The sequence below is a fragment of the Halomonas sp. DP5Y7-2 genome (assembly GCF_019802025.1).
GTDB lineage: Bacteria > Pseudomonadota > Gammaproteobacteria > Pseudomonadales > Halomonadaceae > Halomonas > Halomonas litopenaei_A.
Window position 1 is genome coordinate 362,041 of record NZ_JAHVHY010000001.1, and the last position, 14,440, is coordinate 376,480.

12 protein-coding genes, 1 tRNA gene and 2 pseudogenes are annotated in these 14,440 nt (G+C 56.2%); 6 read left to right on the forward strand and 9 right to left on the reverse strand.

Annotation, left to right across the window (positions count from 1 at the left end; translation table 11 throughout):
- Window positions 1–178 precede the first annotated feature (178 nt).
- From KUW18_RS01530 to KUW18_RS01545, 4 genes and pseudogenes are all read left to right on the forward strand, one after another.
- Entirely contained in the window at window positions 179–1,048 is an 870-nt protein-coding gene (locus KUW18_RS01530) for a DUF4437 domain-containing protein (RefSeq protein WP_222560642.1), read from the forward strand.
- Between the two features lie 460 nt (window positions 1,049–1,508).
- A pseudogene (locus KUW18_RS01535) lies at window positions 1,509–2,329 on the forward strand (DDE-type integrase/transposase/recombinase); the annotation flags it as partial.
- A gap of 28 nt (window positions 2,330–2,357) precedes the next feature.
- Entirely contained in the window at window positions 2,358–2,645 is a 288-nt protein-coding gene (locus KUW18_RS01540; RefSeq protein WP_222560643.1) for a CopG family ribbon-helix-helix protein, read from the forward strand.
- The gene (locus KUW18_RS01545) at window positions 2,642–2,929 is read left to right on the forward strand and encodes a type II toxin-antitoxin system RelE/ParE family toxin (RefSeq protein ID WP_261396382.1); all 288 of its coding nucleotides are present in this window, start codon (window positions 2,642–2,644) and stop codon (window positions 2,927–2,929) included. Before KUW18_RS01540 ends, KUW18_RS01545 begins: the two co-directional genes overlap by 4 nt.
- Before the next feature lie 599 nt (window positions 2,930–3,528).
- Here the strand turns inward: KUW18_RS01545 and KUW18_RS01550 are convergent.
- From KUW18_RS01550 to KUW18_RS01590, 9 genes and pseudogenes are all read right to left on the reverse strand, one after another.
- Window positions 3,529–3,951, reverse strand: a complete 423-nt coding sequence (locus tag KUW18_RS01550) for a type II toxin-antitoxin system VapC family toxin (protein ID WP_222560644.1) — start codon at window positions 3,949–3,951, stop codon at window positions 3,529–3,531.
- Window positions 3,948–4,187 carry a FitA-like ribbon-helix-helix domain-containing protein gene (locus tag KUW18_RS01555; protein WP_206943143.1) on the reverse strand — a complete coding sequence of 80 codons (240 nt, stop codon included), beginning with the start codon at window positions 4,185–4,187 and terminating at the stop codon, window positions 3,948–3,950. The genes KUW18_RS01550 and KUW18_RS01555 overlap by 4 nt, the downstream gene beginning before the upstream one ends.
- 128 nt (window positions 4,188–4,315) lie before the next feature.
- Complete coding sequence (locus KUW18_RS01560; protein WP_222560645.1) at window positions 4,316–4,774, reverse strand: DDE-type integrase/transposase/recombinase; 459 nt, start codon at window positions 4,772–4,774, stop codon at window positions 4,316–4,318.
- Between the two features lie 143 nt (window positions 4,775–4,917).
- Window positions 4,918–5,229 carry a DUF1153 domain-containing protein gene (locus KUW18_RS01565; protein ID WP_222560646.1) on the reverse strand — a complete coding sequence of 104 codons (312 nt, stop codon included), beginning with the start codon at window positions 5,227–5,229 and terminating at the stop codon, window positions 4,918–4,920.
- Between the two features lie 234 nt (window positions 5,230–5,463).
- Window positions 5,464–6,291 (reverse strand): DUF4435 domain-containing protein, encoded by an 828-nt coding sequence (locus tag KUW18_RS01570; RefSeq protein WP_222560647.1) that lies wholly within the window; start codon window positions 6,289–6,291, stop codon window positions 5,464–5,466.
- Window positions 6,284–7,480: pseudogene (locus KUW18_RS01575) on the reverse strand (AAA family ATPase); the annotation flags it as partial. The pseudogene KUW18_RS01575 and the gene KUW18_RS01570, both read right to left, overlap by 8 nt.
- Window positions 7,481–8,055: 575 nt before the next feature.
- Window positions 8,056–8,178 (reverse strand): hypothetical protein, encoded by a 123-nt coding sequence (locus KUW18_RS19665; RefSeq protein ID WP_261396384.1) that lies wholly within the window; start codon window positions 8,176–8,178, stop codon window positions 8,056–8,058.
- A gap of 414 nt (window positions 8,179–8,592) precedes the next feature.
- Window positions 8,593–8,669, reverse strand: a tRNA-Ile gene (locus KUW18_RS01585).
- A 404-nt stretch (window positions 8,670–9,073) separates the two neighbouring features.
- Window positions 9,074–10,114, reverse strand: a complete 1,041-nt coding sequence (locus KUW18_RS01590; protein ID WP_222161792.1) for a hypothetical protein — start codon at window positions 10,112–10,114, stop codon at window positions 9,074–9,076.
- 269 nt (window positions 10,115–10,383) lie between these two features.
- Between KUW18_RS01590 and KUW18_RS01595 the strand changes: the two genes are divergently transcribed.
- Window positions 10,384–12,588 carry a TonB-dependent receptor gene (locus KUW18_RS01595; protein ID WP_222560648.1) on the forward strand — a complete coding sequence of 735 codons (2,205 nt, stop codon included), beginning with the start codon at window positions 10,384–10,386 and terminating at the stop codon, window positions 12,586–12,588.
- A gap of 217 nt (window positions 12,589–12,805) precedes the next feature.
- Complete coding sequence (locus tag KUW18_RS01600) at window positions 12,806–14,353, forward strand: DHA2 family efflux MFS transporter permease subunit (RefSeq protein WP_222560649.1); 1,548 nt, start codon at window positions 12,806–12,808, stop codon at window positions 14,351–14,353.
- Window positions 14,354–14,440 lie beyond the last annotated feature (87 nt).

Sequence of the window (14,440 nt, forward strand, 5' to 3'; positions counted from 1 at the left end):
CGTCGACCCACAGCACAACGCCCAGCATCAGCGCCAGATTATCGTGTTCTGACGAATAGTGTTTCCCCCCTTTGCCGCTTTATCACGCCGCCTGTGCCTTCCAAAATTCACCGCGTCGATTGCCAGCGCATCGGCGATGCGCCTTTCCTTTCAATGCTCAGACAGACAGGCAGCCATCATGAAACGTCCTTTCTCCCTTGCTCTACTTGGCCTCTCGATCGCCGTTACCAGCATCACCGCCCACGCCGATAGCCAGTCCTCGCTCACGCCAACCAGCGAAGTCGTCCAGCAGTCTGATATCGACTGGGGCTATCTCAATCCGCTGCGCGGTGACCAGAGCCCGGCCGCAGGTGACCTGTGGGGTGACCGCACCAAGGATGGCGCTTCCGGCTTCCTGGTGAAGTTCAATGAAGGTTTCTCCTCACCGCCTCACATCCACAACATCACCTATCGTGGTGTGGTCATCCAGGGCGAGGTTCACAACGATGACAAGAACGCCGATGAGCAGTGGCTGCCCGCAGGCTCGTTCTGGATCCAGCCGGCGGGGGAGTCTCATATCACCGCAGCCCGTGACGAGGTCAACATGGCCTACATCGAGATCGATGAAGGGCCCTATCTGGTACAGCCAGAATCCGAGGCCTTCCACAACGATGAAGAGCCGCTGAATGTCGCCGAAAACAACCTGGTATGGCTGGATGCCAATGACATACGCTGGATCAGCCTTCCGGGCAGCGACGACGCAGTACAAGGCCCGAAGACCGCTTTCCTGTGGGGCAACCCGGACGCCGGACAGATGAGTGGCCGTCTGGTGAAACTGCCAGCCGATTTCTCGGTTGAGATCACAAGCCACGCCGACGAATTCCGCGCCGTGGTCATCAAGGGCGACCTGACCCACGAGACCGAGGGAAAGAACGACAGCCAGCACCTGACGACCGGCAGCTACTTCGGTTCACAGGGCGAGATCACCCATGACATCGCCACCGGTGCCGACGGCGAGACACTGCTCTACGTACGCACCAATGGCGATTTCGACATCGCCGAGCAATGACCCCCGAGAGCTGAACCAGCAACCATAAAGCGCTGCAGAAAACGCGAACGGCCACCCGGCTTCAAGACCGAGGTGACCGTTCGTGTTCAGGGCTATGTCTGTGACACCCTCGTCAAAGCCGCAACTCTGTCATTCCAGATCCTGGATCACTCTTGAGCCGGCAAATTTCCGCCAGTCCCTTCATGCGCCCACACAGCTGGGCATTCGGGTAGCTCGCACCTGGCACCATCCAGAATGCGATGGTCGTCATCGGGGTACACTGGCAAGGGCACGACGCAATATACTAAGCGAGGATGTTCCTCCGCCCTCAAGTACGTATATCTCCCCAACGTCTATATGGAGTTGGGGCCACTTATCACGGAGGCCTCCTGGCCAGATAGAGGTTGGATCGACACCCTCCGCTACCCGCCAGCTGACTGGCCAATGACGTAGATCGTGAAAGTGGGAGTCACTTCACGAGCAGGAAGAGGTGCTGATTGCGGCACGCGAATTCCTTCGTCTCGGGCTCGACGACCTGCTCGTCGTCGCCTGGGAGTTTTTGCACCCCACGCTATCCAGAGCGGCGCTCCACCGGATGTTGAAACGCCGCCAGGTACCCACCTTGGCCCAATTGGCTAAGAGGGACCAGGAGGGCAAGAAGGAGGCGCCCAAGTCCTTTCGAGACTACGAACCGGGCTACCTCCATCTCGATATCAAGTATCTGCCGCAGATGCCTGACGAGACGCAGCACCGCTATCTGTACGTTGCCATCGACCGAGCTACGCGCTGGGTCTATCTAGAGCTGCGCTCCCGCCAGGCGGTAAGCGATGCTGAAGCGTTTTTTATCGGGTCGTTGAGAAGGCCCCGTTCAAGGTACAAAAGGTGCTGACGGATAATGGCAAGAGCTTCACGGATCGCTTCACCTTTGGTGGAGAGCGCAAGCCCACCGAACAGCATCCGTTTGACCAGGCATGTGCAGAGCACCACGTGGAGCACCGCCTGATTCGACCGGGCCACCCTCAAACCAACGGACTGGTCGAACGCTTCAATGGCTGTATCAGTGACCTCTTGGCGACGCGTCGCTATGTCTCCGGAGAAGACCTGGAGCAAACGCTAAAACGGTACTGCTGGCTGTACAATCATTACATCCCGCAGAAGGCATTGAAGCACCAGGCCCCAGTTTCTGCGATGAAAGACTGGCAGAACCGGCGTCCTGAACTATCAATCGACATGTACCGCTCACGTATCTGCTCATGGCGGATGCGCGTGGATGCATGGCATACCCTCTGTGCTACCCTGTAGTTACCGTGTAACACATGAGGATGGTGTCATGAGCGATGCTACCTTCACCTTTCGGGTCGACGAAAACCTGAAAGCACAGTTTGCCAATGCGGCCAAGGCTCACGATCGTACCGGGGCACAGCTTCTACGCGACTTTATGCGCAACTATGTAGCGCAGCAGCAGGAAGCGCAGGATTATGATGCCTGGCTGATTGCCAAGGTGGAGCAATCACGGGCCTCGGCAGACGCTGGAAATCTGATACCTGCCGCCGATGTGGAAGCAAGGTCTGCTGCCCGCCGTGCAGCTACCCGTGCTCGTCTGGCGAAGTCTAAATGATGGAGCTGGTCTGGACGCCAGAGGCGATCCAGGATCGTGACGACATTTACGACTACATAGAAGCTGAGAACCCGCTGGCAGCCTTGACGTTGGATGAACTGTTTTCAGAGAAGGCGGCACAGCTGGTGGACCAGCCTGACAGTGGACGGCCTGGCCGTGCTCCGGGATCCCGAGAGCTGGTTGTACATCCCAGCTATATGTTGGTCTATGACATTGTGGGGATGCAGGTGCGGGTACTGAGTGTGGTGCACACAGCTCGCCAGTGGCCGCCTTCTCTAAAATAGGTCGGGTAGACCGGGCGATTCACTTCTGAGCTCTCTATAAGAGCTTAGGGCTTCTTGGTCGGGGTTACGTCGGCGAGATAGCGCTTGGGTGCGGCTTCGAGCGTCATGCGCTCCGAGGCACTGCGCTGGATTTGCGATTCCCCCCTATCACGCACCATTTCGTGTTCGGTGCGGCGTGCCCAGTCCTGGGCGTCACCCTTGGTGCGGAAACGAATGCACAGTGCGGGCGGTGGCAGGCCAGCCGGTCTTGCGGATAACGGCTTTCTAGCTGCCGGCGGGGGTCTTGACGATGGTGGCCATGTAAAGTCTCCAGGGGACTGAAGGATCGGCGCTCTACTGAAACTGACTACTGAAACGGATCCCTTGGACGTTGGGACTCTCGGAAGGGAAGTCGTAAGACGCTGGTCTGAATGGTGGGCCCAGTAGGACTTGAACCTACGACCAAGGAATTATAATTTCGCTTTTAAATCAATAAGATAATCAAAATTCTACGAAATCTACCGCAATCTAACAAGGATTAAAAAAGAGGAATATCAGAAGCTTAGCGAAATTTAGTGGAACCTTCCCGAACCAACCACTGTACCGTCAGTGTACCGATATCAGCCCATTTCCCAAGGGTTGGTCGTCTCGACGCTCAACGTCTCGAAATCCTTTACGTTGCGTGTCACCAACACCGCTCCATGCTGGATGCAGATAGCCGCAATTTGGGCATCGGCCATGTGAACCTGCCTTCCTGCACTCTCGCTGGCAGCGACCTGCTCTGCGTAGTGAATCGCAGCCCCGCTATCGAACGATAGAATGCGGCCAGAGAAATCTTCCTCAAACATTGCCGCCGCCATGGCTGCGAAACCACGTTTGCGCCTACCGTCGGGCAGGCGCTCGATGCCATAGAGAATTTCAGCGACTGTAATAGCGGAAATTGTCACGGAAATAGCATCCTGCCTGTCCAGCCAGTCGACAACCCGGGCGTTTGGCACAGGCCGCATCAGCTCGGATAGCACGTTGGTATCGAGAACAATCATGCGCCGAAGCCCGGATCACGTGGCTCAGACCTAGGCGGCACTTCCAGTTCGATGCCTCCCGCGTCTGCGAATCGCTCACGTATGCGAGTCCCCAGCCCCTTTGCCTGAGGCTGGTTTAAGGCACTACGTAGAATGATGCGAACCTCCTCTTCCATGGAATGGCCATGCCTTGCCGCCTGCATGCGAAGCTGAGCCTTCAACTGCTCATCCAAGTTGCGGATCGTGATCGAAGCCATGCCAGACTCTCCATGTGATTACAATGCTATCAATGATAGCGTGAAGCGCACGAATGCGCCTGCACATGACGATAGGTACCATGCTGGCCCTAATAGAGGCTTCGAGGGCCAGGACTCTTGCCCCCCCCTTATGTGAGCCCGTAGGCCCTCACTGTCGCTGTATAGTGCCAACTGCTGAAAACGAGGCCGTTGTCAGAGCGCAGGGCCAGCGGTTGATGAGTCCGACTCAGTGCGCCGAATCGATGTACCAGAGCCTCTTCCAGCGCTGCTTCAGCCGTCTTGCTGCTGCCGTTGTCCGACAATCGCCAACCAAGGATCTCTCGAGTGCAACAGTCGATGATCACCGCCCGGCTGGCCCGCCGATCCTTACCGCACCACACATGGGTGAGGTCGGTGGCCCAACGCTCATCAGGCCGAGAGGCGACGGACGGCAGGCTCCGGGCACGCGGCCGGAAGCCTTGGGGCCGCTTGCGCACCTGCCAATCTTTGAGCTGCAAGATGCGTTGGATCGGCTTACGGTTCTCCCCCAGGACGCACGCCAGACGGCGATAGCCGTAGGTGGGGAACTGCTCCAGCGCAAGCTTCACTCTGGTGGTTAGCTCCGTATTGATCTTGCGTCGCCGCGGCCTCGGACGGTAATACAACTTCCGCCGGGGAAGCCCCAACCACTGACAGAGTTTGACGAGCGACACCACGTGGCCCTGCTGGACCATTTCCGCCTGCAGCGACCTTACGAGTTCTCGTCCTCGTCGAGCAGGCGGCGAAACTTTTTTAGCGCATAGATCTGCAGGTGGGCCTCACCCAGCGCCTCTTTGGTCTCCCGCAGTTCAGATTCGTACTGCTCGCGGACGTCCTTCGGGCGAGCCCTGAACCCGTTTTCCATACTCCGCTGGGCCTCATCGACCCAGCCCTCGATCTCGGAGACGGTGAGATCGTATTGGCGGGCCACCTCAGCTGCTGTGGTCTTGCCCTTGAAGATGTCCATGACCACGGAGGCCTTGCGCTTCGCGGCCCAGCGTTTGACGGTAGGTTCGTTGTTCATTTCATCCTCCTGATGGCTGCACTATAGTCTGTGCAGCTCGGGAGGGGGTCACTTCACTTACAATTTATTACACATAAATAGCACGCACAACTTAAAGGCACGGTGTCGGCCAGGCGGCTAAGCTTGGGCTAGTAATATATAAATATGGGACCATTAGCAGATAAAATGGAGTAGCTTGAGTCGTAGCAAGATGCCGCATGTTTCTTTAATCCTCAGTGCAGACAGTTGTCATTTTTATTTTTCAAAGATGTCTCGATAATAGCTATAATGCCTATGATTTTCGTCAAAGCTTGCCTCAAAAGCTAGCATTAAACCACCAAAAAGCATTTCCTGAGATATTGATGCTGATGATTTTAATTCTGCTACGTACTCCTTTACAAATCGAAAAGCTGCTGAAAACAGAAAATGCCCTCGTATAACATCAATCAATCTCAACCCTTTCGTATTCATGCGAAATGAAAATCTGTTCTTAAATTCTTGAGGAATATCTATATCAAGACCTTCAATGTGCGATGAGATCTTTTGAGCGGACAACTGGCTGGATTTTTTTGATACAAGAAACCGGTCGCAATTATCCGAAACTACAGAAAGACCAGCGTCTTGGTGTCGATTGGCAGCATCTGCTAGAACTAGCGACTGCACAGCATCTTCTATACTAAACAGCCATTCTCGACACTTTTCTGTACTCACTTGATGCCTAGAAACCTTTGCAACCCTACATATAAGTTTTTGCAATGACTCCTCTGTAATCATAGAATTCTCCATAGAATACCCGAAAGTTGAATAAATTTTCGGATGAGAACAATCCTCATTCATCCAATCAAAATCACTGTCAATAGCAACAAAAAAATTAGCTTCTCCATTCCTCACTTCATCCATTCTAGATTCTAGCTTTCCCTTTCCACCTGCTTCTTCTGCTTTGACACTAATACCAGCAAGCTTTTCAAATAAAAACTCCCAAAAAATAATATCGTCTTCCCCCTCGACATAAACAATTCTTTCAACACGATAAAATGCACTGAGGGTATTTCTTGCTTCAACCGAATACTCGAGGTCAGCCATTAATCAAACTCTCCATATCAAAAATCGAATCTGAATATTTTGAGGCGACCTCTGGTGAGTGTGTGGCTGCTATAATTTGCGCACTTGGATTAAGGTCTTTAATTGCAGGTATGACCATCCGCTGCCACGCGATATGAAGTGAAAGCTCAGGCTCATCTGCTAAAAATACGTGTGGGCGACAACCTTGAAGCAAGGCTTCTACCAACAAAATAATTAGTTGCTTTTCACCAGAAGAAAGACGCTCATGCCCAACTATTCCGTGTGTGGTTTTTATAACTAGACTTCCTGAATCGAATTCAAATTTCTTATCTTTTATGAAATCTTTTATTATACTCAAGAATTTTTCAATCTGTGCGTATATCTCCTGAGTTTCCTTCTTTGCCTCCAGAGAAAGGTCAATAATTCTTCGCGTTTTTCGCAGCGCTTCAAGCGGCTTTATATCCACTATCTTCTTATCAGAGCTTTTTTCTTTCGACTTCACTTTCCCGGTAATACTTGTGATTGTTTCATCAATCGCATTCACATGAACGCGTATTTTCTTTCTAATCTCAGAATTTAAAGAGTTTAATTGTGCATAAGCAGAAGTCAGGCGAGTTTGTTCTTCTGATTTATCAAAATCCAGCTCATAGCCTACATCTTTGGCATCTTCTTCGCCATAAAGAATTGATGCTAAAACATCGGTTTGCAACTTTGCAGAAACCTCTCTAGCTTTCTGAGAAAGTCCCAGCTGGTATTGGGTAAGCCCTCTTAATGCCTGTCCAAGCCTATAATCCACAGGTGAAACAACACGGGTCCCTCGATTGTCACGAACCTCGTAGTCATCATCATGTCGAAGACGATATACAGACAGTGAGGACACTGATACGAGATCTTCTAACTCTTGGCGAAGATTTAAAGCTTCTTCTTGGAATCTTCTTCTAATAGATGTTGGATAGCGACGCTCTTGGAGCCCCATAAGACGAAGTGTAAACTTTCTTTGAGATATTTGATACTCAATAACGGAGAATGGATATCGCTCATCCTCTAACTTAGTGGCTTTAATTGTCTTCTTTCGCTTTCCATCGACTAAAGTTATCTTTACTGATTTAAAATCATTTTCCTCTATCGAGTTAATATCTACAGCTAAAACGCCATGTAAGATATTCATAAAAGTTGTCTTACCGGTACCATTCTTTCCGATAATTATATTAACATCAGAATTAAAGCCTCAAGCGGCATCAAAACGGTGCCAAAAACCATCAATTTCGAATCTATCGATCTTGTACAAAAGGACTCTCCTATTTCATTATCTAAGCTAAAGAATGCTATGCCGAAAGCTTGTCTTCTCTTTGTCGATTGAACTTCCTATATCTTTATTTTATTCGGCAGGATGGCACTCATTACTACGCATGCCACATAACTCCGTATGATGTAATAGCTGTCTTAATCGGTACGTCCATTATGGGTCGAAAGCCACCCGAACATTCCCTTAAACTATCTCAAACTATCATCTTGTGCATTAGATATCACTCAATGTATCCAGCTGCTCAACCAAGTCCTACGCCCGAGGGTGCGTATACCGCTTTAGCATCTGCATTGGCTTGTGAGCACTGACCTCATCGCCCCCAACCGGAATGCCTTACTTCTACTCATCGGCCAGCTGTCTTCTGCCTTAAGCCACGGAAGCAAAAAAAATGAGTACAGATTGCTTCTTCGCCTGGTTCCAGAGCATTGTTATGAGGGCTCAAGCGCCACTCTTATCCCGCTGACGCTTAGCTCTCGACCTTACCAGAAGCTATTGCAGGTCAGGCCGAGGCCCATCCTTGCATCGCCAATGCGGTTCAGGCGGGTGTCGCGGTAGTTGGCGATCAGCTCCGGCGTCAAGGCCGCAAGGGAGTACTTGCCCAAGTGCTCGATCAGCGTGCCGGCCTTGTGGCGTTCGCTCTTCTGGGCTTTTCACAAGAGCTTAGGGGCTTCTTGGTCGGGATAACGTCGGCGAGATAGCGCTTGAGGGCGGCTTCGAGCGTCATGCATTCCGAGACACCGCGCTGGATATGCGATGCAAAGATATCACGCACCATGTCGTCTTCGGTACGAAGTGCCCAGTCCTGGGCATCACGCTTGGTGCCAAAACGAATGCAAAGTGCGGGCAGTGGTAGGCCACCCAGTCTTGCGGACGACGGCTTTCCAACTGCCAGGATCTACCAGGATGAAGAGAGCGTGCCGGCTTGAGACGGGTGCCAGGGATGACACAACGGACGCCGTTACGGACACCAAATTCTCGGAAGGACTTAACCGATTCGGCTAGGACGCTGATTTGAATGGTGGGCCCAGTAGGACTTGAACCTACGACCAAGGGATTATGAGTCCCCTGCTCTAACCAACTGAGCTATAGGCCCTTATCAGCGCGGACGTATGATAGCGAATGCGGCGGCCGTAGGCCAGCGGGTTTCAGGTGGACGCTTGCCACTGGTCAGTATGGCAGTCTTCGAGGCGTTTCGGCTGTGCCCTTCCTCACATCACAGCCCTGGTCACATCATCGATCGGGCGCCTCAAGAACCGGTTTGGCGACTGGCTGTACCGCTGGCGTACCCGCGGCGCCCTTCTCCTTTCACCGATTCCCCGCGCCCTTTCTTCCCGCGCCCATTCTGACGCGCCTTTTACCCACACCTCTACTCACGCGGTATTGCTCTTCGCCCTCTATCGCTCACTGACGCTCTCCAGGGCTCTCCAGTCGTCGCCTCCGTGTCCCGCTTTGCTTCTGTGCGATGTGGCGCTGTGCGGTGCCTGGATGACGTTGGGTCTACTGCACCAGCCCAAGGATGGTGTAGGGGGCTTCGCAGCAGCGGCGTTCGTCGCGTTCGCTGACGCTGTGCAGGTCGTAGTTGCGGTCGTTGTCGTAGGCGACGAACAGACGTTCGCGGTCAAGTACGGCGAGGCCTTCGGCCTTGTGTTCGAACTCGAGCACCTTGTCGTTCTCGTCGCGCACCAGGGTGGGTGTCCTGCCCTGGCGGAAGTCATGCAGCGACATCACCCACAGATAGCCGCCGATGACCTCGTCGTCGCCCTCTTCGGTCTCGAAGCTGGTCAGCAGGTAGAGCTGGCCGTGGTAGGGATCGTACTCAAGGCTAGACAGGCCACAAACGTGGTCCACGCCGTCGTACTCGCCGGGGTCGAAGCTGAAGACGTCATGCAGGGCATCGACAAATTCCAGGTTGTCATTGTCGTTGATGATGTAATGGGCACCGATGACCCGGCGCACGTAGTCGAAGTCATCGTGGGCCTTGCCCTGCTCGCGGATGCCGAACAACAGCAGGCCATCGCCACGCTCGCCGGGAATCGCGGCCAGACCCTCGATCTTGTAGTAGGGCTCGCCTACGGCTGCGTCCATCTTGCGCCGAAACTCGAGCGAGCCTTCCACGCCGTCGCGGGGGTCGGGGTCCACCACCTGGACCCGGTCAGGCTCGTGAAGGGGCCAGATCAGCAGGTGGTTATAGGCGTTGAGATCGTGAGTCTCGTCGTCGATGCGATCAAAGCCGGTGGTGGCGATCATGTGGCGCCCATCGGTGGTCAGGGCGAAGTCTTCATACTTCACCGCTTCCTTGATGGTCTGCTGGGTCAGGTAGTCGATGCGGTTGTCGTCGGGACCATCGGCGGTCAACGGCAGGCTGAAGGCGGCGGAACGCTCGTGACCGGGGATCGGCTTGTCGCTGGCCATCAGCAGTCGCTCGCCATCGTAGGCCACCGCAGAAATCTCGGCGTTGACCAGCTCGCCCTGGTCGTCACGCAGCCCGGGAGGAAAGCAGTGGATCGTGCCCTGCTTGAGGATCTTTACCCGTGTCATCAAGCCTCCTGATCGTCGTGTAGTAGAGGCATCCAGCCTACGCCTTGTGCCTCTGGTCGGCGAGGGGGGGAGTTTGACGTGCACAAACCACAAGCTTTAATACGAACGCTTCGCATTATTTCCACAATTCGTTATATTGCTTGCGCCAGCAGCGACAGCTGCCCCTTCGATGTCTGCTGGCCGGTTGCGATGAAGCCCGAAGAGGCTTTCACGCGTTGTTTCGCCGACACGCCTAATGGCGGCGGTGTTTCTTATTCAGCGATCCTTTCATGCACTCCAGACACCCTCTTTCCCACGCCATTCGCTTCCCCCTCGCCTGCGACTCAGCATCACCGCGAACGCCCTGCCGCTCCGGCTACGCAGCGCTGCTGCTGACCCTGGCAACACCTGCTACGGCCCTGGCACAAAACGACACTTCCGTTGCCGCGACCACTACGCAAGCGGAGGTTACCGCCGACACCATGGTGGTGGTCGGCTCGCGGACGCCCAAATCGATCAGTGAGATTCCCGGTGCCGTCTGGGTCGTTGACCAGCAACAGCTGAACACCCAGATCGCCACTGGCGCGGATCTGAAAACGGCCCTTGGTCGTCTGGTGCCCGGTCTGGACCTGGCCCCTCAGGGGCGCACCAACTACGGCCAGAACATGCGTGGCCGTAGCGTTCAGGTGCTGATCGACGGTGTCTCGCTGAACAGCTCTCGCGGTCTCTCGCGCCAGTTCGATGCGATTGATCCCTTCAACATTGAGCGCGTAGAGGTGCTGTCCGGCGCCAGCAGCCTGTATGGCGGAGGTGCCACCGGCGGCATCATCAACATCGTCACCAAGAAGGGGGAAGGTCCCGGGCGCCACTTTTCCACCGCCACCAGCGTGACCAGCGGCTTCAATGACAGCGACGATGCCGATTTTCGTCTCGCCCAGGACATCAGCGGCGGCAACGAGCAGATTCAAGGTCGTCTGGCGGTGGCGTATCAGGACAACGGCCGTTTCTACGACGGTCGCGGTGACGAGATCTTCCCGGATATCGCCCAGACCGACCTGCAGGACAACCGCTCCATCGACATCATGGGCAGCGTCGATGTCAGGCTGGCGCCACAACAGACACTGACGCTAGGGGCTCAGCTCTACCGCTCCGCCTATGAAGGGGATCGCGGCCTGTATTTCCCCAACCTGACCCTGGGCAACCTGGACGGTGCCGAGATCCGTGACGGCTACTCATCGGACCGGGACCCGGCGACCGACCGTCGCATGGTCAACCTGCAGTATCATCACGCTGACCTGCTGGGCCAGGACTTCTACCTGCAGGCCTTCTATCGGGAGGAGGAAGCCAGCTTCAACGCCTTCCCCTACGCGACATCTGAGGGCATCGAGTTTCGTACCTCCAAGCAGAACACCGACCTTGGCGGCATCAAGGCGTTATTTGACGCCGACCTGAGCGACAGCGTGTCACTGACCTATGGGGTCGACATGGACCGGGAGTCCTTCGACGCCAACCAGATGCTCTTTGATATCGCTGCGTCCAACGCCAGTGGCGGGCTGACTCAGCAGCGCAGTGACGTGGTCCCCCGCTACCCCAGCTATGAAGTGGATGGCTATGCAGGCTTCGCCCAGGGGGATTGGCGGGTAACCGAGGGGCTGACCCTGTCTGCGGGGGTTCGTCAGCAGCACATGGATGTCGAGGTCGACGACTTCAATGGCATCCCCGGCGGCGAGAATGACTACGACGCGACGCTGCTCAATGCCAGCGCGCTGTACGACTATGGCAATGGTCACCAGAACTGGATTCAGTTCAGTCAAGGCTTCGAGCTGCCCGATCCTGCCAAGTATTACGGCAAGAGCGCCGACGTCAGCGTCGACGACAACCCGCTGGATGCCATCAAGACGGATCAGGTAGAGCTGGGATGGCGCTTCAACAACGCCGACTGGAGCACCCAGGCAGCACTTTACTATGCGTGGTCTGACAAGGCGGTGGAAAACGCCGAAGACCTGTCCGTCAGCGTGGTTGAGGAAAACAAGCGTGACTACGGTCTTGAGGCTGCTGTCACTCGCTACCTGGACGGGGGCTTCGAAGTCGGCGGCACCCTGCACCTGGTCCGCTCGGAACAGAAAGACGACGACGGACAGTGGAACAAGCGTGACGCCCGCTACGCCTCGCTGTCATCGGCGACGGCCTTCGTTGGATGGAACGATATGGCCGCGGGTCGCAGCGCGCGCCTGCAGGCCAACCATGCCCACAACCTCGAAGATGACAACGACCGTCAAATCGATGGCTATACCACGGTGGACCTGGCCCTGGCTCAGGACATCGACATCGGCCGCCTGACCCTTGGCATCGACAACCTTCTCGACGAAGAATACTCCACGGTCTGGGGTCAGCGCGCCGCGATGTTCTACTCTCCCTACTATGGTCCAGAGTACCTGTATGACTACCAGGGTCGGGGACGCACCTTTACCCTGGGTTGGACGATGGATTTCTAAGACCTACCATCGGGCTATGTCCTGACACCCATCCAGATCCGCTACTGTCAGCTGCGCCAGGCCTTTGGGTCTGGCGCTTTTGTTTGCCAAACAGCGTGCGGCGCCCCCGGTTGCTGACGGCAACGCCTTATTTGATAATGAATTGCATTTGCCTTTGCGGCATGGCATGATCATCGCCCCTCGATGCTCACGCTTTATCACTACGGTGAGACGCTTCATGTCCACGCTTCGCCCCTCGGCACCGTCTTCTTCTCGCTCGCCCACCGCGCTGTCCTCTCGCGCTGGCACAGCTGACGAGAACCAGGATGCCCTGGGTAATGACGCGTCACCGCCGCGGGCCACTGACGACGATACCGCCGAGGTCACGCCAGGAGGCGCCTGGGTACTGGCCAGCGTGCTACTGGGCACCTTTACCGTGAGCCTCAACAACAGTGCGCTCAACCTCGCGGTGGCAGAGCTGATGGTGACCTTCGAGGCCAGCGCCAGCCAGGTAAACTGGGTCATCACGCTGTTCATGATCAGCATGGCCATGAGCATGCCCCTCACCGGCTACCTGGCCGACCGCTTCGGCCGCCGCACGATCTACTTGCTGGGGCTGTCGGGATTTCTGGCGGGGTCCCTGCTCGGTGCCATGGCCGACAGCCTGTCGGGCATCATCATGGCGCGCGCCCTTCAGGGCACCGCTGCCGGACTGATGATCCCGCTGTCCCTGGCGTTGATCTTTGCCGCCTACCCGCCTGAGCAGCGAGGCCGAATCAGCGGTATATGGGGCTTTGCCGTCATGATTGCGCCTGCCATCGGTCCCACGGTGGGCGGTCTCTTGCTGGAGCTGACCCACTGGCGTGCGTTGTTTCTGATGAACCTTCCCTTTGCACTGCTCGGCCTGGCTTTGGGCTGGCGCTGCCTGCGGCGTGAAGCGCCCAATCGTCAGCGTCGCTTCGACTTGCCGGGCTTCGTGCTGATCACCTTGGGCATGGGCGCGGTGCTTGCTGCACTAGGACGGGTCGAGACCCTTGAAAACCTGCTGTCCATTGGTGTGGCGGTGCCGCTGACCGCGGGAATCGCCTGCCTGGTGGCCTTTGTCCTGGTGGAGCAACGTACCACGGCACCTTTGCTGGCACTGTCGTTATTTCGCCACTCGGCCTACCGCTTGAGCGTGGTGCTGGCCTGCCTGCAATCGATCATTCTGTTTGGCTGCGTCCTGCTGACGCCGCTGTGGATGCAGCAGGTGCTAGGTGCCAGTCCTTTCGTCACCGGACTGGTGTTTCTGGCCACCGCCCTTACCGCCTCACTGTGCTCGCCCCAGGCCGGCCGCATGATCGACCGCTACCCGCCCCAATGGTGTCTGCTGGTGGGGCTCGGCGTGACCGCGATCAGCCTGATGGGACTCGCCCTGATGTCACCGGCTGCGCCGGTGTGGCTGGTCGGGGCCTGGATGGGACTTCGCGGGATCGGCCTTGCCTGCGGCTACCTGCCTGCCACGACTGTCGGCGTACGCGCGCTACCTGACGCCGAGATGACCCAAGCCTCCGCCATGAACAATATGGCCCGACGCCTGGTCGCATCGCTGGGGCTGGTGGCGCTATCGCTTTACTACGATGCCCGGGTCGACCAGCTCGCCGGTAGTGACGCCAGTGTTGGCGCCAGTGCCCAGGCCCTGAGTGAAGCCTTCACCGCGCTCGCCCTGATCGCCCTGCTGTGCCTGCCGCTGGCCTGGCGGCTGGGCCGGGCAACCCGCCATCACACTGCCCACATGCTTACGTGACGGATCCGCCCCATGATGCCCTCTCCCACGTTACGCCCATCATCGCACCCGCCAGCGCCATCGCCCCCAAGGCCGTTGCGCCCCCGC